Genomic DNA, 16,755 nt, shown 5'->3' on the forward strand with positions numbered 1-16,755 from the left:
GCGCCGATTCGCCTCACGCTGCCCACTTCCCGGCTGCCGCCTTTTCCAGAAACCGGAATAGCCTTGCGTCATCCGAATAGGCGACGTTGAAGCGGAACCAGTGGCAGGGTTCGGTGTGCGCGAGAAAGAACTCGCCCGGGGCGAGCATGATGCTCTCGAGCAGTGCGGCTTCCGCCAGTTCACGGGCGGGCTGCGCGGTGTCGGGCAAGCTGCCGCAGACGAACATGCCGCCCTCGGGCTGCGCGAGCAATGTGACGCCGTGCGACTGCAGTTGCGAGATCAATCGCGCGCGCGAGCGCGTCAACCGATCCGACAGGCGTTCGATGTGTTTGCGATGACGGCCTTCGGTGAGGATCGCATGCACGATACGCTCATTGATCTCCGAGGACGTGAGGCCCGCCACCATCTTGCTGCGTGCAATTTCATGCGCCATCTCACGCGAGCACGCAAGATATCCCACACGCACCGACGGCGAAATCGTCTTCGAAAAACTCGACACGTAGATCACGCGCGACAACCCGTCCATGGCCGCCAGCGACGGCGTGCCCGCCGGCGCTAGCTCGCGATAGATGTCGTCTTCGACAATCCAGAAATCGTGCTGCTCGGCGCATTGCAGAATGCGATGCGCCGAGGCCGGCGTCAGCGATGTGCCCAGTGGATTCTGCAGCGCGGGGTTGACGAACAGCGCTCGCGGGCGATGCATCTGCGCCGCCTGCTCCAGCGCGGCGAGATCCAGCCCCGCTTCCGTGCGGGCAATGCCGATGACGTTCAATCCTGCGAGGCGCAATACCGCCAGCAAGTTGCAATACGCGGGCGCTTCGACCAGCACCGTGTCGCCCGGCTTGAGTAGGGTCCGCACGATCAGGTCGAGGGCCTGCGTGGCGCCCTGAGTGAGCACGATCTGCTCGGGCGGCGCATCGATGGACAACTCGCCGAGCCGACGCGTGAGCCACTGACGCAAGGGCCCGTACCCGTGCGGATGGCCGTAATGCGCGAGATGTGCACCGGGCCCTTTCGAGAGCGAGCGCAACGCCCCGTGCAGACCGTCTTCGTCCAGCCAACTGTCGGGTAGCCAGCCGCAACCGCTCTTCACGGCGATCGAGTCGTCGGCGAAGATCTCCGAGAGCAGCCACGCGTTGGTGACCTCGGCCGCGGCCGGTCCCATCGCGAGCGTTCCGCCAGGATGCGCGGTGCGTGTGTCGCGCCCTTCCGCCGCACCGGCCACGAAAAACCCCGCGCCGCGCCGGGCGATCAGCGTGCCACGCGCGACGAGCCGGTCGTATGCCTCGACCACCGTGAACGTGCTGATGCCATGCGCTTTCGCCAATGCGCGGATCGACGGCATGCGCATGCCGGCGTGCAGCGTCTGACGCTGGAGCGCACGTTCGACCTCCCGCACGATCTGGTCGACGAGCGCTTCGGGCTGGGCGCGGTTCAGGGAGAAGGCGAGCGGCTGGACCATGGGCAGTTTGAGGGGGACAGCATCCGAAACAGTACAGACAGCGTACGGTGTACGGGTAAATCCCGAGCGTGCGGCACACACGTGCGCGCCCGAGGGGCGCGGCATTGCCGGGTGTCCGCTACATCGGCTGTTGCCAATACAGTTTGGGTGATTGACCGATACAGAATAACCATATTCCGCGTTACTGTACATGTCTGTATCGGTCGCCCTCTCGTAGCATCGTTCCATCTACCGGTGTGACGGCGTTCGTCGCCGGGACAACCTGACTGAACTCAGCCCAACCCTACCCAGCCTTGGGGAGACCTGCGATGAACATGATGAAAGCGCTCAATCTCGACATGACGGCGTTCTGGATGCCGTTCACCAACAACCGTCAGTTCAAGAGCTCGCCGCGCCTGTTGACCCGCGCCGAAGGCATGTACTACACGTCGTCGGACAATCGACAGATCCTCGACGGCACCGCAGGTCTGTGGTGCGTGAACGCCGGGCACTGCCGCACGGAAATCGTCGAGGCGATTCGTCAGCAAGCGGGGGAAATGGACTTCGCGCCGACGTTCCAGATGGGCCATCCGAAGGCGTTCGAGGCGGCGGCCAAGATCGCCGAGATTACGCCGCAAGGGCTCGACCGCATCTTCTTCACGAACTCGGGATCGGAGTCGGTCGACACCGCGCTGAAGATCGCGCTCGCCTATCATCGCGCCCGTGGTGAAGGCCAGCGCACGCGCCTGATCGGTCGCGAGCGCGGCTATCACGGCGTGGGCTTCGGCGGCATCTCCGTGGGCGGCATCTCGCCGAACCGCAAGGCGTATTCGGGCCAGTTGCTACCCGCCGTCGACCATCTGCCGCACACCCTCAATATCAAGGAAGCCGCCTTCACCAAGGGACAACCTGCGTGGGGCGCACACCTGGCCGACGAACTGGAGCGTCTCGTCACGCTGCACGACGCCTCGACCATCGCCGCCGTGATCGTGGAACCGCTTGCCGGGTCCACCGGCGTGCTGGTGCCGCCGCAAGGCTATCTGCAAAAGCTGCGCGAGATCTGCGACAAGCACGGCATCCTGCTGATTTTCGACGAAGTGATTACGGGGCTCGGTCGCCTGGGCAAGCCGTTCGCGGCGCAATATTTCAATGTGACGCCGGACATCATCACGATGGCCAAGGGCGTGAACAACGCCGCCGTGCCGATGGGCGCCGTGGCCGTGAAGACGAGCGTGCACGACACGATCGTCGACGCCGGGAACACGGGCGCGATCGAATTCTTCCACGGCTATACCTACTCGGGCCATCCCCTGGCTGCCGCTGCGGCGTGCGCGGCGCTCGACCTTTACAAGAGCGAGGGGCTGTTCGAGCGCGCTGCCAAGCTCGCGCCGCATTTCGAGAAGACGATTCACGGGCTGCGCGACCTGCCGAACGTGCTCGACATTCGCAATCTGGGGATGGTCGGCGGCATCGAGCTGGCAACGCGAGACGGCAAGCCGGGCGCACGGGCGCACGAGATTTTCGTGAAGTGCTTCGAGAAGGGCGCACTCATCCGCTACACGGGCGATATCCTGGCGTTCTCGCCGCCGCTTATCATCAGCGAAGCGCAGATCGACGAACTGTTCGGCATCGTGGCGCAAGCCATTCGCGAGACGGCATAAGCAATGGCATAAGCAACGGCATCGGCGCCATCGCGATGACGTCATGCGAAAACGCCGTCCGGGAAATCCCCGGACGGCGTTTTTCGTTGGTGCGGCCTGTTTGCCCACGCGACCCGATGCGAGCTATCGCACCGGCGCGATCTCAATGCCCTCATTGAGCAGGAAGCTGCGAATGCGCCGCGCGAATTCGAGCGCGTGTTCGCCGTCGCCGTGCAGGCACACGGTTTGTGCCTGAATCGGGACGAACGTGCCGTCGATGGCGCGAACACGCTGCTCCCTGACCATCATCAACGTTTGCGCCAGCGCCTCTTCTTCCCGTTCGATCAGCGCACCCGGCGTGCCGCGTTTGACGAGCGAGCCGTCGGGGTTGTATCCACGGTCGGCGAACACTTCCTCGACGGCCGTCATGCCGGCCGCGCGGGCCGCCTTCACCATTTCGCCGCCCGCCAACCCGAAGATGGCGAGATCGGTGTCGAACGCGCGAATGGCTTCGACCAGCGTTTCAGCCAGCGCCGGGTCGCGCGCAGCCTGGTTATATAGCGCACCGTGCGGCTTGACGTGGGAGAGCCAGCCGCCCTGCGCGCGCACCAGCGCGGCGAGGGCGCCGATCTGATACAGCATGCCCGCACGAATCTCGTCGAGCGGGAGTTGCATTTCGGTGCGCCCAAAATTCTCGCGATCGGGGAAGCTGGGATGCGCGCCAATGGCGACATCGTTCTCCAGTGCCCAGCGCACCACCTGTTGCATCGTGCCTGCGTCGCCCGCGTGCCAGCCGCACGCCACATTCGCCGAGCTCACGAGCGCGAGCAGCGCTTCGTCGTAATCGCAACCTTCTCCGAGGTCGACATTCAGGTCAATCTTCGTCATGAATTCTCCTGCGGGGACCGCCGTATCTGCCGACGCCGGCTCACGCACGTTGGCGCGTGACGGCCGGGATCTTCGGCGAGTGAAGAATGCCGCGGTCGTGCCAGGCGAGCGCGCGCTCGATCTGGTCAAGATAGCGCAGTTGCTCGCGCAGCGCTTCGCGGGCTTCGGCAGGGGTGCATTCCGAAAAGTAGAGCGTACTGCCGAGCCGCGCCTGTCCCAGACGCCACAAATCCGCACTGATCACCACGCCGATCTTCGGGTACCCGCCTGTCGTTTGCGCATCGGCCAGCAAGATGATGGGCTGCCCCGACGGCGGCACCTGAATCACGCCGGGCAGCACACCGTGCGAGAGCAGGTCGTGCAGGCGGTTCTTCTTGCGCGTGAGCGGTTCCGGACCCGAGAGGCGGTAGCCCATGCGGTTGCTGTTGGGCGTGACCTGCCAGGGATTTTCCCAGAAGCTCTTGTGCGTCGCGGCGGTGAAATCGTCGTACTCTGGGCCGGGCAGCACGCGCACGCGATGCGCCAGCGGGTCGGACAACCAGAGCGGCGGACGAACGCCCAGCGCTTCGGCGTTGCGCGCGGCGGCGCTCGGATGCCCGATGGCGACGCGGTCAGCGTCGCGCAGTGCGCGTCCCTCGAAGCCGCCGAACGCGGCGCTCAGGTCCGTGCTGCGGGAGCCGAGCGTCTCGGGCACATCGATGCCGCCTGCCACGGCAAGGTAGGTGCGCATGCCGAAGCGCGAGGGGCGCAGCGTCAAGGTCTGGCCGCGTGCGACGGGAAACCGCCACCACGACCACACGGGCGTGCCGTCCAGATCCGCATGACAGTCTGCGCCGGTCAGCGCGACGAGCGTGGCGGACGTGAAGCGCATCACGCACGTGCCCATCGTGATTTCGAGGGCGGCGGCGTTCAGGTCGTTGCCGACGAGACGGTTGGCGACGGCACAGGCGAGCGGATCGAGGGCGCCGCCACTGGCAACGCCGAATTCGCGCTGACGGGGTCGGCCCAGATCCTGCACGGTGGTAAGCAGGCCGGCACGCTGGATATCGATCACAGGTCGAGACTCGCGATGGTGAAGCGCACGCGGTCGCCCGGCGCCAGGAGGGCGGGCGGGTTCGCGGCGGGGTCGAACAGGGCGCTCGTGGCGTGGCCGATGATCTGCCAGCCGCCGGGCGAATTGAGTGGGTAGATGCCCGTCTGATTGCCGCCGATGCCGACGGACCCGGCGGGCACCGATAGCCGTGGTTCGGCGCGGCGCGGCGCGGCAATCGAATCGTCGAGGCCGCCCAGATAGGCGAAGCCCGGCTGGAACCCCAGGAAGTAGACGATGTATTCCGGCGCGGTGTGGCGCTGCACGACCGTCTTCGGTTGCAGATGCGCGTGTTTGGCGACGTCCGCGAGGTCGGGGCCGTGCTTGCCGCCGTAATGCACCGGGATCTCGATGTCGCGTCCGATTTCGCCTGCCGCAGGCTGGGTTTGCCACGCGTCGCGCAGGCGCGCGCCCAGCACCTCGATATCGGTGGCAAGCGGGTCGAAGAGCAGCGTGAGGTTGTTCATGCCGGGCACGACCTCGCGCACGTCGGGCCAGTCACGGGCGAGCGCCGCGACGTGCCAGACGCGACGTTGTGTGGCAAGCGTGGCCGACGTGGAACTGGTGCCCGCTTCGCACACGAGCGCACTGTCGCCGAGCGGCAGAATCTTGAGCGTTGTCATGGATTAGCGTGGATTGCGGCAGGCGCCTGCCGGTTGGCGCGCGAAGGTGGCAGACTCCGTCACGATGGCGTCGAGCGCCAGATCATGGGCTTCGGCGCTGAGGTGTTCGACTTCGAGGACATCGTACGCGATGCCGAGGGTTTGCGGTGCGGGCGCCATGGAATGGAGCGTGCGGTCGTAAAAGCCGCCACCGTAGCCAAGCCGCAGGCCTTCGCGCGTGAAGCCCACACACGGCACCAGCAGCAGGTCGGGCACCAGCACTTCGGTCGCGCGCGGCACGGGAATGCGATAACGGCCTTCCATCATGGGGGTGTCCGGCGTCCAGCGGTGAAAGACGAGCGGTGTGGCTGGCGCGGTGACGACGGGCAGGGCGGCCAACCGAGCCGCCGTCATCCCACCGGCCGGGGCCTGTGCGAGCCAGTCGGCGACGACGGCGCGAGCGTCGAATTCCCCCTGGATCGGCCAGTAGAAGCCGACGCAGCGCGGCGCGCGGCGAGCCAGTTCGTCGGCGAGCCGCAGGGCGAGCGCGGCGTCGCGCGCGGCGCGCCCTTCGAGGGTGCTGCGAGCTTCGAGCAACGCCTTGCGCAGCCGGGCTTTCGCGGGCGTTGCCTCCGCCTCATTTCCCGACGTCTGGGCCGCCGATTGGGCGGGGTCCCGTGCTATGCTTGAATTCACTTTTTACCCGACGCTCCCGAAGATGTCCGAACGTTTGACCCGAGTATATCGCGCCGCCGCGCTTGCCCTGACTGCCGTGACGCTGGTGGCATGCAGCACGACCGAGGCGACTGGCCGTCCCAAGGCGCAGGCGGCGGCAAGCCGCTCGGCAACGTCTGCCGATGCGCTTTCGCAGCGCTCGCCGGATGACATCTTCGTCCAGTTGCGTGACGCTGCGCGCAGCAACGACACGCCGCGTGTCGCCGCGCTCGCCGCCATGCTCTCCGACTACGACGTGCCGTCGTACGTCCAGTACTTCCAGATCAAGTCGCGCATGTTCGATCGCTCCGGCAAGGCGCTGATCGATACGCCGGACGATGAAATTCGCGCCTTCCTGCGCACGTACGACGGTCAGGCCATCGCCGATCGCATGCGCAACGACTGGCTGCTCTCGCTGGGCAAGCGGCACGACTGGCAAACGTTCGACGCGCAGTATCCGAAGTTCGTGCTCGACGACGATACCCAGGTCAAGTGCTATGCGCTGATGTCGCGCGCCTCGCGTGGCGAGAACGTCACGCAGGCGGCCACCGATTTGCTGACCACGCCCAAGTACTACGGCGACGGTTGCGTCGACATGATCAATACGCTGGCCGCGAGCGGTCAGTTGCCGCGCAAGGAAGTCTGGCATCAGATTCGCCTGGCCTATGAGGAGAACTACACCTCGCTGGGCAAGCAGATTGCCGATGCGCTGGGCGCCGCGCGTCCGGACGACAGCCTGCTCGATATGGCGGCCACGCGCCCGGCACAGATTCTCGCGCGCGGGGTGGATGGTTCGGAGGCGTCGCGTCAGCTGGCGCTGCTCGCCACCGTTCGCATGGCCCGCTCGGACGCCATGCTGGCCGCCAGCAATTTCGGCAGCATCGCGGGCAGTCTCTCGCAGGACGAGCGCGCCATCGGTTGGGGCGCAATCGGCATGCGTGGCGCGCTGTCTCAGAACCCGATGGCGATCAACTGGTATCGCCAGGCAGGCAACGCCAAGCTCTCGAACACGGCGCAGGAGTGGAAGATCCGTGCAGCGCTGCGCGCAGGCGACTGGAATCTCGTGCGCACCGGTATCGAAGCAATGCCCGCCGCATTGCGCGACGACGGCGTGTGGACTTACTGGTACGGCCGTGCGCTGCGCGAAGCGGGACAGGCGGATGCCGCCCGTGCCCAGTTCCAGAAAATTGCCTCGCAACCGAATTTCTACGGGCAACTCGCGAACGAAGAACTCGGTAACAAGACGGCACTGCCGCCGCGCACCACCGTCACGCAGGCCGAGATCGACGCCAACCGTTCCAACCCCGGTTTCCTGCGCGCGGCGAAGTTCTACGACCTGGGCCTGCGTTTCGAAGGCAACCGCGAGTGGAACTGGGAATTGCGCAACATGACGGACCGTCAGCTGATCGCCGCCGCGCAGTACGCCAACGGCATCGAACTGTTCGACCGCGCCGTGAACACGGCCGATCGCACGAAGGTGGAGCATGACTTCACGCTGCGCTATCTGATGCCGTTTCGCGACAAGGTCGACCGCTTCTCCAAGAGCGTCGATCTGGACGAAGCGTGGGCGTACGGGCTGATTCGCCAGGAGTCGCGTTTCATCATCAATGCTCGCTCGTCGGCCGGCGCCGGCGGTCTGATGCAGGTCATGCCGGCGACGGCCAAGATGGTCGCCAAGCAGATCGGCATGGACTACAGCCCGGGCATGATGCACGACATCGACACCAACATCCGTCTGGGCACGAGCTATCTGTCGGGTATTTACAATCAGTTCGACGGATCGGCCGTGCTGGCGTCTGCCGGGTACAACGCAGGTCCGGGGCGTCCGCGTACGTGGCGCTCCACGCTCGACCGTCCGGTCGAGGGCGCGATTTTCGCCGAGACGATTCCGTTCAACGAGACGCGTCAGTATGTCGAGAACGTGTTGTCGAACACGACGTATTACTCGGCCATCATTACGGGCCGTCCGCAATCGCTCAAGGAGCGGCTCGGCGTAATCCTGCCCCAGTGACGGGGGCAGCGGTCGGGGCCGCGAATCCACAGTCAAACGCGGAGGTGACGCATGCGCTATAACGTTTGTGTCGTCGGCGGCACCGGCTTCATCGGTAGCCATCTGGTAGCGAGGCTGGTGACGATGGGACATGTCGTGCGGTTACCGACACGGCGTGTCGAAGCGGCCAAGGCGCTCGCCGTACTGCCCGGCGTGGAACTCGTCGAATGCGACGTGCACGATCCACGCGCGCTGGAGCGGGTGATCGCCGGCAGCGACGCCGTCATCAATCTCGTCGGCATTCTGCATGGCGACCGCGGCACGCCCTACGGTCGCGCCTTTGCGCGTGCGCACGTCGAGCTGCCGCGCAAAATTGCTCAGGCCTGCTCGGATCTCGGTATCGCGCGAGTGCTTCATATGAGCGCGCTCGGCGCCGATTCGAACGGTCCGAGCATGTATCAGCGCTCGAAAGGCGATGGCGAAGTGGCGATTCGGGAGACGGGCATTGCCGCTACGATCTTCCGCCCGTCCGTCGTATTCGGCCCTGGCGACAACTTCCTGAACACGTTTGCGAAGCTGCAGCGCCGTTTGCCCATCGTGCCGCTGGCGAGCGCCAAGGCGCGGTTTCAGCCGGTGTACGTCATGGATGTCGCGCAGGCGTTCGCTCAGTCGCTCGACAACGATGCGACCGTCGGCAAGACCTACGAGCTTGGCGGGCCGGACGTCTATACGCTGGAGGAACTGGTGCGCTTCGCCGGCGCCGCCTGCGGTTGCGAGCGACCGATTCTGCCGCTACCGGACAGCACGGCACGACTTCAGGCCATGATCTTCGAGAAGCTGCCCGGCGAGCCGATCATCACGCGCGACAACCTCGACTCGATGAGCGTCGATAACGTCATGACCGGCCCGCTGGCGCCGGAACTGGGTCTCACGCCGAACGGCCTGGAGATCGCCGTCGACTATCTCAACGGCGGCAATTGGGAAAAGCGGATGGCGGACTATCGGCGTTTCGCCGGTCGCTGATTGCGCGATCCCCGCCACCATCGTCACCATCGCCGTCGCCATGTGCAGTCCCTGTCGATAAATCAATGGAAACGCGCGACACCCCGGTGCAGCGCGAGCAAGGAAAGTCCTCATGCAACTCATCATCGCCAACAAAAAATACTCCTCCTGGTCGATGCGCCCGTGGGTGCTGCTCAAGCATTTCGGCATCGCCTTCGAAGAAAAGAACGTGTGGCTCGCGCAGCAGGACTCGCGCGAGCAGATCTTGCGGTATTCGCCCACCGGCAAGGTTCCCTGCCTGATCGACAACGGCATCACCGTGTGGGACTCGCTCGCCATCTGCGAGTATCTGGCCGATGCCTATGCGCACCTTCCCCTTTGGCCGAAATCGCTCGGCAAGCGTGCCCATGCCCGCAGCGTCTGCGCCGAGATGCATAGCGGCTTCACGGCGTTGCGCACGAACATGTGGATGAACGTGGCCGCGCACTGGCCGGGCGCGAGCGCCACGCCGGAAGTGCTCGCGGACGTGCGGCGCATCGAGGCGATCTGGGAGGATTGCCTCGCGCGCTACGAAGGCCCGTTCCTGTTTGGGGATTTCTCGATTGCCGACGCATTCTATGCGCCGGTCGTGATGCGATTCGCGACGTTCGAGCCGACGCTGTCCGCTCACGCGCAGGCCTATGCCGATCGCATTCGCGAAGTGCCGGCGGTGCAGGCATGGGTGGCTGGTGGGCGCGCCGAGACGCAAAGCATCCCCTTCTACGACGTGCGTCCATGAAGATCTACGCCGTTGGAGGCGCCATTCGGGACGAGATGCTGGGGCTGCCCGTCAAGGACCGGGACTATGTCGTGGTCGGGGCGACCCCTGAGGAGATGGTCGCGAAAGGCTTTCGTCCGGTCGGCCGCGACTTTCCCGTGTTCCTCCATCCGAAAACCCAGGCCGAGTACGCCCTCGCGCGTACCGAACGCAAGACCGCGCGCGGCTATCACGGCTTCTCGTTCTATTTCGCACCGGAAGTCACGCTCGAAGAGGATCTGATCCGGCGCGATTTCACGATCAATGCGATGGCGCGCGAAGTGCTGCCGGACGACAGTCTGTCCGATGTCCTTGTCGACCCTTATGGCGGCAAGCGCGATCTGGAAGCCAGATTGTTCCGCCATGTCGGGGAGGCATTCGCGGAAGATCCCGTGCGGATCCTGCGGTGCGGGCGCTTCGCCGCGCGCTTCACCGACTTTCACGTCGCCCCGCAGACGCTGGCGCTCATGCAGGCGATGACAGCCAACGGCGAGGTGGACGCCCTGGTACCCGAGCGCGTCTGGCAGGAGATTTCGCGAGGTCTGATGGAGCATCGGCCATCGCGCATGTTTGAGGTATTGCGTGCCGCAGGCGCGCTCGCGCGCATCTTGCCGGAGGTCGCCCGGCTGTGGGGCGTGCCGCAACGTCCCGACTATCATCCGGAAGTGGACACCGGCGTGCATGTGATGATGGTGCTCGATTACGCCGCGACGCAGGGCTTTTCGCTGCCGGTGCGCTTCGCGGCGCTCACGCACGATCTCGGCAAGGGCACGACACCGGAGGATGTACTGCCGCGTCACATCGGACATGAGGGGCGCAGCGTCGGATTGCTCGGCCCGCTATGCGCGCGCCTGCGCGTGCCGGTCGACTGTCGCGAACTGGCGCAGGTCGTGGCTCGCGAGCACGGCAATATTCATGCGTGCCTGAAGTTCGGTGCCAGTGCTCTGGTGCGTCTGCTGGAGCGCTGCGATGCCTTGCGCAAACCCGAGCGCTTCGTCGAAGTGTTGCAAGCCTGCGAGGCCGATGCGCGCGGGCGAGGCGGTGAGTTCGCCACGGCCCCGTATCCGCAGCGCGAACGCCTGATGGCGGCGCTCGATGCGGCGCGAAGCATCGACGCGGGGGCGGTGGCGCGTCAGTATGCCGACCAGCCCGCGAAGATTCGGGACGCCGTACAAGCGGCAAGAATCGATGCGGTCGAAGCCGCCGGTCTGCGGGGCGAGGACGCGTAACCGACGACCATGCGCCTGTCCGAAAGGCCAAGGGGCGTGCGAGATTCTCAGATCTGCGCACGCCCCTCGCGTTTTCCGTCGCCGGTACACCGGGCATGCGCCCGGTGGCCGGTGGTTCGGCAGCCTTATTCGAACGCCTTGTCGTTCGGATTGGCGTAAAGCTGCTTGAGCTGCTCGCTCATCGGGAAGTTGAAGTTGATGTTCTTCGGCGGCACCGGCGTCTCGAACCACTTCTTGTACATCGCGTTGATCTCGCCGCTCTTCATCACGCCGGCGAGCGTGTCGTCCACGAGCTTTTTGAACTCGGCGTCGCCGTGTTTCATCATGAAACCGTAGGCTTCGAACGATTGCGGCGTACCGGTCACGACCCAGTCATCCGGATTGCGGCCCATGGTGCGGGCGCCGGCGAGCAGCACGTCGTCCATCATGAACGCCTGCACGCGTCCGCTCTGGAGCATGACGAACGATTCGCCGTAGTCCTTGCCCGAGATCACGTTCATGTTCATCTTCTTCTCGTTGTTCATCTTGCTCAGGATGCGCTCCGAGGTCGTGCCCGCGTTCGTCACCACGGACTTGCCCGCGAGATCGGGGAAGTCTTTCACAGCGCCGTTCTTGTTCACGAGCAGGCGTGTGCCGGCCACGAAGAACGTGTTCGAGAAGTTGACCTGCGCCTGACGCGCCTTGAGGTTCGTCGTCACGCCGCATTCGATGTCCACCGTGCCGTTCTGCACCAGGGCGATACGGTTTTGCGAAGTGACCGGAATGAAGCGCACTTGCAGGTCGGGCTTCTTCAGGCGGGTCTTCACGGCGTCGACGACCTTGTTGCACAGGTCCTGCGAGTAACCGACGACTTTCTGGTTGTTGTCGTAGTACGAGAACGGAATCGACGTTTCGCGATGGCCGATCGAGATCACGCCGCTGCTGTCGATCTTTTGCAGCGTCTCCGATGCGCCTTGAGCCAGCGCCGCGCCTGCGGCCAACGTCATTGCTACACCCAGTACGCCACGCATCACCCCGGTCAATCGCATCTTGATCATGTCCTGCTCCTGAAAATGGTCTTCTCGTGATTCACTTCTGAATCATTTGTTTCATGGTAATTTTTTTGCAACAAATGATCAAATCGTTGTTAACCCTGAAAAACGGGACGCCCCGGAACCGATGAGCAGAGGTGACGGCGTGCGCCCTGCCTGACGAGCGCCGGTGGTCCGGGGGCTGGCGAGCAATGGCACTCAATGGCGCTAAAGGCACTAAAGGCGGGGGAATCGGAGGCGATGTGGCGGCCGCGCGCTGCGGCCGCTCATACTGCAACAGGTGTTGCGACGCGGCGGCGGGCACAACCAGGGGACGGGCTTACAGCAGGCGGATCAGCAAGTTGAAAACGAGCGAAAGCAACACGGTCGAGGCGAAGGGAAAGACCATCTCCTTGCCTCGCCAGCGCAGACGTACGTCGCCCGGCAGACGGCCGATGCCGAGTTTGGTGAGCCACGGCGCGGCTGCCGAGAGGACGCAGATCGCGAAGAAGATGGTGAACATCCAGCGAAACATCGGCGGCCTCTCGGTGATCGGGCGTGTGGGTCGGGAAATCAAAGTGCGTGGCTGCGGTCGCCGTTGGCGAAGCCGATGAGTCCGGCCCATTCGTCCATGCCCCGCCCGAAGGCGATGACCTTGAACAATTCGCCCATCTCCGCCTCGGATAGCAGCTTCTGTGCGGCGGCAGCCGCCGGCAGGAACGTCTTCGGATCGGTCGGATCGAGCGCACTCATCAGATCGACGATGCCCGCGTTCATGAGGAAGCGGGCTTGCGAGGTGAAGCCGAGCAGATCGAGGCCGGCTTCCACGCCCGCGTCGGCAATGCCCGAAAATTCGACGTGCGCGGTGATGTCCTGCAAGCCCGGGTAGTAAAACGGGTCGTCGTGCGCATGGTGACGGTAATGGCACATGAGCGTGCCGCCCGCGCGTTGGGCATGGTAATACTCACGCGCGGGAAAGCCGTAATCGATCAGCAGCAGCACACCGCGCGCGAGCAACGGCGCCACACTGCGCACGAATGCGGCGCCCGCTTCGTGGGTTTCTGTCAGGTATTCCTGCGTCGGCGGCAGGTCGTGGAGCGCGGTGAGGGCGTCGGGCAGCGGCCCGGTGTAAAGACGTTCCTCCCATGCGAAGCCGTCCTGCGTGAGAACGACGCCGCGCTCGAACCATTGCGGCTGGCCCTTTCCACCCTTTTCATCGGGACGGCGCGCCCATAGGCGCACTGGCATGGCGTCGAGCACTTCGTTGCCGAGCATCACGCCGTGAAAGGCGTCGGGCAACTGGTCGAGCCACGTGACGCGATCGAGCAGATGCGGCGCCGCCTTGCCGATGGTGTCGCGCTGGCGTGCGCGAAGCTCGCCGGAGAGTTCCATGATCGAGTACTGCTCGCATGGCGTGCCTTCGGTCTCGAGCGCGAGCAGAAGATCGGCGGCGAGCCGCCCTGACCCCGCACCGAACTCCAGCACGCGGGCGTCGCCGGTCTGCTCGAAGATCTCGCCGAGCTGGCGAGCCAGCGTACGGGCAAAGAAAGGCGTGAGCTCCGGCGCGGTGACGAAGTCGCTGCCGTCGGCGGCGAGACGCCCGAACTTGGCCGCGCCGGCGGCGTAGTAGCCGAGGCCGGGCGCGTACAACGCCAACTCCATGAAGCGATCGAATGGCAGCCAGCCGCCGCTTGCGGCGATGGCGTCGGCAAGGTAAGCCGTGAGGCGGCGCGAGTGTTCGAGCGCGTCCGTCTCCGGAACGGGTAAACTATGGGGTTTCGGTGCGGCCTGATTCATGCGGGCATTGTAACGGAGACGATGCAGACTGGCTGCGATGGTTGAGATAAGCGCGTCTGCGGGCAAAATCGCTGACTTTTGCGCCGATTTTTGCCGGTTTTCGATGCTTTTTGCGAGTTTTTCACCTGTTTTCGCAATGTCTGCCACCGCGTTCTCGGGGCGAGCAACGTGTGCCGCCAGTCATGTGCGGCTGCCTGTGTCGCCGCGAGCCGCCCGAAAATCGTCCCCCAATCTGCCCCTGAGAGGCATTCGACAGGAATTCGCCGCATGACCGTTGCATCGACGCCACGCCCCGCTTCCGCCGCCAGCGACAACGCCAGCACGTCCGACGTGTCGCGCGTGGCGCTCGTGACCGGCGGCGCGCGCCGCATCGGGCGGGCCATTGCCTTGACGCTGGCGAGCTCGGGATGGGACGTCGCCGTTCACTACGAGCGCTCGCACGACGAAGCGCTCGAGACGGTGGCCGCCATCGAGGCGCTGGGGCGCCGTGCGTGCGCACTGCAGGCATCCTTGGCGGACGAGGCCGCGACCGCCGGTTTGATCGCTCGTTGCCGCGAATCGCTTGGTGTCGTGCGATGCCTCGTGAACAATGCGTCGCGCTTCGAATACGATAGCGCCGACGATTTCGGTTACCAGGCGCTGGAGCGTCACATGCGTGTGAACGCGGGCGCGCCGCTCGTGCTCGCCCGCGAGATGCACGCAGCGCTCGGGGAAACGGGGCGCGGGGTGGTCGTCAATCTGCTCGATCAGAAGCTGGCGAATCCGAATCCCGATTACCTGTCGTACACGCTGTCGAAGGCGGCCCTCGATGTCGCGACCACGCTGCTGGCACAGGCGTTTGCGCCGCGCTTGCGTGTGGTCGGCGTCGCGCCGGGCGTCACGCTCCTGTCCGTGGATCAGACGCCGGCGGGATTCGCTGCGGCCCATGCGTCAACGCCATTGGGTGCGTCTTCGACCCCGGAGGACATTGCTCAGGCCGTCGCGTATCTGGCTGAGGCGCCTGCCGTGACCGGCACGGTGCTGTATGTCGACGGCGGGCAACATCTCGCGAGTTCATCGCGAGACGTGAAATTTCTGACCGAGCCGGCCGACGCCGACCGGTCTCGTTGATTGTCATTACGAGTCTTGAAAATGCATAGCGCTCTTTCCCACCCCCGCCTGATGGACTGCCGTCGCATGTTCCTGCGCGACTATGAGGTGTTCATCAATATCGGCGTGCACGATCACGAAAAGCGTGGCGAGCAGCGCGTGCTCATCAACGTGCAATTGTTTGTGCCGCTGGCCGACAGCACGCCCACGGAAGACAAGCTCGACGAAGTCGTCGACTATGACTTCATGCGCGAGACCATCGCCAAACGCGTGGGGCAAGGCCATATCCATTTGCAGGAAACCCTTTGCGACGACGTCGCGCGTGCGCTGCTGGCGCATCCGCGCGTGCGAGCCGTGGGCGTGTCGACCGAGAAGCCCGACGTTTATCCCGATTGCCACTCGGTCGGCATCGAAGTGTTCCAGATGAAGGATGCCTGACATGAGTGCCGTCATGCCCGAGACCGGCGCGCCGATGGCCGCGACCGGCAATGCCACCGCCGACAGCGTGAAGAAGGCGCAGAAGCTGGCGTTCGAGAACAACAAGCTCGAAAAGCGTCTGTTCCGTCTGACGGGGCAGGCCATCGGCGACTACAACATGATCGAGCAGGGCGATCGCGTGATGGTGTGCATGTCCGGCGGCAAGGACAGCTATGCCATGCTCGATATCCTGCTCAAACTGCGCGAGCGTGCGCCGATCGACTTCTCGATCGTCGCCGTCAACCTCGATCAGAAGCAACCGGGATTCCCGGAGCATGTGCTGCCCGATTACTTCCGCTCCATCGGTGTAGATTTCCACATCGAGAATCAGGACACGTATTCCATCGTGAAGCGCGTGGTGCCCGAGGGCAAGACCACGTGTTCGCTGTGCTCGCGTCTGCGTCGCGGCATTCTCTATCGCGTGGCGGGCGAGCTCGGGGCGACGAAGATCGCGCTGGGCCATCATCGCGACGACATCATCGAGACGCTGTTCCTGAATATCTTCTATGGTGGCAAGCTCAAGGGCATGCCGCCGAAGCTGCAATCGGACGACGGCAAGAATGTCGTGATCCGGCCGCTGGCCTATGTGCGGGAACCGGATCTGGAGCGTTACGCCGAGTACAAACAGTTCCCGATCATTCCGTGCACGTTGTGCGGCAGCCAGCCCAACCTGAAGCGTGCGGAAATGAAGTCGCTCATTCGCCTGTGGGAGAAGCAGCACCCGGGGCGCATCAAGTCGATTTTCAGCGCGTTGTCCAACGTGGTGCCGTCGCACCTGATGGACACGAATCTGCACGACTTCAAGAACTTGCGTGCAACGGGGCAACCCGATCCGCTCGGCGACATTGCGTTCGACGAGGCGCCCTGTGGCGACGAGGACGATGCGGGCATCATTCGCATCACGCAGTTCGACGACTGAGTCTGCTCCGAATCCGTCGCCAGCCATCGACACGAACGTGCCTCGCCCGCCACCCTTGCGTGCGCGGGCGG

At 64.7% G+C, this 16,755-nt stretch carries 16 protein-coding genes; 8 read left to right on the forward strand and 8 right to left on the reverse strand.

The features are described from left to right. Window positions 1-13: 13 nt before the first annotated feature. A complete protein-coding gene (locus UC34_RS01585; protein WP_044453448.1) occupies window positions 14-1,462 on the reverse strand; it encodes an aminotransferase-like domain-containing protein in 1,449 nt (482 codons plus the stop codon). A gap of 308 nt (window positions 1,463-1,770) precedes the next feature. Here UC34_RS01585 and aptA point away from each other — a divergent pair, with 308 nt between their 5' ends. After that, the gene (gene aptA, locus UC34_RS01590) at window positions 1,771-3,102 is read left to right on the forward strand and encodes an omega-aminotransferase AptA (protein WP_044453449.1); all 1,332 of its coding nucleotides are present in this window, start codon (window positions 1,771-1,773) and stop codon (window positions 3,100-3,102) included. Between the two features lie 123 nt (window positions 3,103-3,225). On the opposite strand, the gene pxpA is transcribed toward aptA, so the two are convergent. Genes pxpA through UC34_RS01610 form a run of 4 tightly spaced genes read right to left on the reverse strand, consistent with a single transcriptional unit; the run spans window position 3,226 to window position 6,357 of the window. After that, window positions 3,226-3,969 carry a 5-oxoprolinase subunit PxpA gene (gene pxpA, locus UC34_RS01595; RefSeq protein WP_044453450.1) on the reverse strand — a complete coding sequence of 248 codons (744 nt, stop codon included), beginning with the start codon at window positions 3,967-3,969 and terminating at the stop codon, window positions 3,226-3,228. Between the two features lie 40 nt (window positions 3,970-4,009). Continuing rightward, window positions 4,010-5,023 (reverse strand): 5-oxoprolinase subunit C family protein, encoded by a 1,014-nt coding sequence (locus UC34_RS01600; protein ID WP_044453452.1) that lies wholly within the window; start codon window positions 5,021-5,023, stop codon window positions 4,010-4,012. Continuing rightward, window positions 5,020-5,682 carry a 5-oxoprolinase subunit PxpB gene (gene pxpB / locus UC34_RS01605; protein WP_044453454.1) on the reverse strand — a complete coding sequence of 221 codons (663 nt, stop codon included), beginning with the start codon at window positions 5,680-5,682 and terminating at the stop codon, window positions 5,020-5,022. Before pxpB ends, UC34_RS01600 begins: the two co-directional genes overlap by 4 nt. 3 nt (window positions 5,683-5,685) lie before the next feature. Next, window positions 5,686-6,357, reverse strand: coding sequence for a 5-formyltetrahydrofolate cyclo-ligase (locus UC34_RS01610; RefSeq protein ID WP_084070296.1), 672 nt, complete (start codon window positions 6,355-6,357; stop codon window positions 5,686-5,688). Window positions 6,358-6,379: 22 nt separating this feature from the next. Here UC34_RS01610 and UC34_RS01615 point away from each other — a divergent pair, with 22 nt between their 5' ends. From UC34_RS01615 to UC34_RS01630, 4 genes are all read left to right on the forward strand, one after another. Beyond that, on the forward strand, window positions 6,380-8,386 hold the full coding sequence (locus UC34_RS01615) for a lytic transglycosylase domain-containing protein (RefSeq protein WP_044453456.1): 2,007 nt from the start codon (window positions 6,380-6,382) through the stop codon (window positions 8,384-8,386). Between the two features lie 51 nt (window positions 8,387-8,437). Beyond that, entirely contained in the window at window positions 8,438-9,388 is a 951-nt protein-coding gene (locus UC34_RS01620) for a complex I NDUFA9 subunit family protein (protein WP_044453459.1), read from the forward strand. 112 nt (window positions 9,389-9,500) lie between these two features. Continuing rightward, entirely contained in the window at window positions 9,501-10,145 is a 645-nt protein-coding gene (locus UC34_RS01625; protein WP_044453461.1) for a glutathione S-transferase family protein, read from the forward strand. After that, window positions 10,142-11,392 (forward strand): multifunctional CCA addition/repair protein, encoded by a 1,251-nt coding sequence (locus UC34_RS01630; RefSeq protein ID WP_044453463.1) that lies wholly within the window; start codon window positions 10,142-10,144, stop codon window positions 11,390-11,392. Before UC34_RS01625 ends, UC34_RS01630 begins: the two co-directional genes overlap by 4 nt. A gap of 125 nt (window positions 11,393-11,517) precedes the next feature. Here UC34_RS01630 and UC34_RS01635 read toward each other — a convergent pair whose 3' ends face one another. The 3 genes from UC34_RS01635 to UC34_RS01645 form a co-directional block, all read right to left on the reverse strand. Continuing rightward, window positions 11,518-12,420 (reverse strand): glutamate/aspartate ABC transporter substrate-binding protein, encoded by a 903-nt coding sequence (locus UC34_RS01635; protein ID WP_044457615.1) that lies wholly within the window; start codon window positions 12,418-12,420, stop codon window positions 11,518-11,520. Between the two features lie 322 nt (window positions 12,421-12,742). Next, a complete protein-coding gene (locus UC34_RS01640) occupies window positions 12,743-12,937 on the reverse strand; it encodes a DUF2905 domain-containing protein (protein ID WP_044453465.1) in 195 nt (64 codons plus the stop codon). A gap of 38 nt (window positions 12,938-12,975) precedes the next feature. Continuing rightward, a complete protein-coding gene (locus tag UC34_RS01645) occupies window positions 12,976-14,199 on the reverse strand; it encodes a class I SAM-dependent methyltransferase (protein WP_044457616.1) in 1,224 nt (407 codons plus the stop codon). 267 nt (window positions 14,200-14,466) lie between these two features. On the opposite strand from UC34_RS01645, the gene UC34_RS01650 reads away from it, so the two are divergent. Genes UC34_RS01650 through ttcA form a run of 3 tightly spaced genes read left to right on the forward strand, consistent with a single transcriptional unit; the run spans window position 14,467 to window position 16,684 of the window. Next, window positions 14,467-15,309: an SDR family oxidoreductase gene (locus tag UC34_RS01650; RefSeq protein ID WP_174556758.1), complete on the forward strand. Its 843-nt coding sequence runs from the start codon at window positions 14,467-14,469 to the stop codon at window positions 15,307-15,309. 21 nt (window positions 15,310-15,330) lie between these two features. Next, entirely contained in the window at window positions 15,331-15,726 is a 396-nt protein-coding gene (locus UC34_RS01655; RefSeq protein ID WP_044453467.1) for a dihydroneopterin aldolase, read from the forward strand. A gap of 1 nt (window position 15,727) precedes the next feature. Beyond that, window positions 15,728-16,684: a tRNA 2-thiocytidine(32) synthetase TtcA gene (gene ttcA / locus UC34_RS01660; RefSeq protein ID WP_084070298.1), complete on the forward strand. Its 957-nt coding sequence runs from the start codon at window positions 15,728-15,730 to the stop codon at window positions 16,682-16,684. The last annotated feature ends 71 nt before the right edge of the window (window positions 16,685-16,755 follow it).

Source organism: Pandoraea vervacti (assembly GCF_000934605.2).
Taxonomy (GTDB): domain Bacteria; phylum Pseudomonadota; class Gammaproteobacteria; order Burkholderiales; family Burkholderiaceae; genus Pandoraea; species Pandoraea vervacti.

Coding starts and splice junctions, on each gene's coding strand:
- UC34_RS01585 (WP_044453448.1), bottom strand. CDS start 1,462: ATGGTCCAGCCGCTCGCCTTCTCCCTGAACCGCGCCCAGCCCGAAGCG.
- aptA (WP_044453449.1), top strand. CDS start 1,771: ATGAACATGATGAAAGCGCTCAATCTCGACATGACGGCGTTCTGGATG.
- pxpA (WP_044453450.1), bottom strand. CDS start 3,969: ATGACGAAGATTGACCTGAATGTCGACCTCGGAGAAGGTTGCGATTAC.
- pxpB (WP_044453454.1), bottom strand. CDS start 5,682: ATGACAACGCTCAAGATTCTGCCGCTCGGCGACAGTGCGCTCGTGTGC.
- UC34_RS01615 (WP_044453456.1), top strand. CDS start 6,380: ATGTCCGAACGTTTGACCCGAGTATATCGCGCCGCCGCGCTTGCCCTG.
- UC34_RS01620 (WP_044453459.1), top strand. CDS start 8,438: ATGCGCTATAACGTTTGTGTCGTCGGCGGCACCGGCTTCATCGGTAGC.
- UC34_RS01625 (WP_044453461.1), top strand. CDS start 9,501: ATGCAACTCATCATCGCCAACAAAAAATACTCCTCCTGGTCGATGCGC.
- UC34_RS01630 (WP_044453463.1), top strand. CDS start 10,142: ATGAAGATCTACGCCGTTGGAGGCGCCATTCGGGACGAGATGCTGGGG.
- UC34_RS01635 (WP_044457615.1), bottom strand. CDS start 12,420: ATGCGATTGACCGGGGTGATGCGTGGCGTACTGGGTGTAGCAATGACG.
- UC34_RS01640 (WP_044453465.1), bottom strand. CDS start 12,937: ATGTTTCGCTGGATGTTCACCATCTTCTTCGCGATCTGCGTCCTCTCG.
- UC34_RS01645 (WP_044457616.1), bottom strand. CDS start 14,199: ATGAATCAGGCCGCACCGAAACCCCATAGTTTACCCGTTCCGGAGACG.
- UC34_RS01650 (WP_174556758.1), top strand. CDS start 14,467: ATGACCGTTGCATCGACGCCACGCCCCGCTTCCGCCGCCAGCGACAAC.
- UC34_RS01655 (WP_044453467.1), top strand. CDS start 15,331: ATGCATAGCGCTCTTTCCCACCCCCGCCTGATGGACTGCCGTCGCATG.
- ttcA (WP_084070298.1), top strand. CDS start 15,728: ATGAGTGCCGTCATGCCCGAGACCGGCGCGCCGATGGCCGCGACCGGC.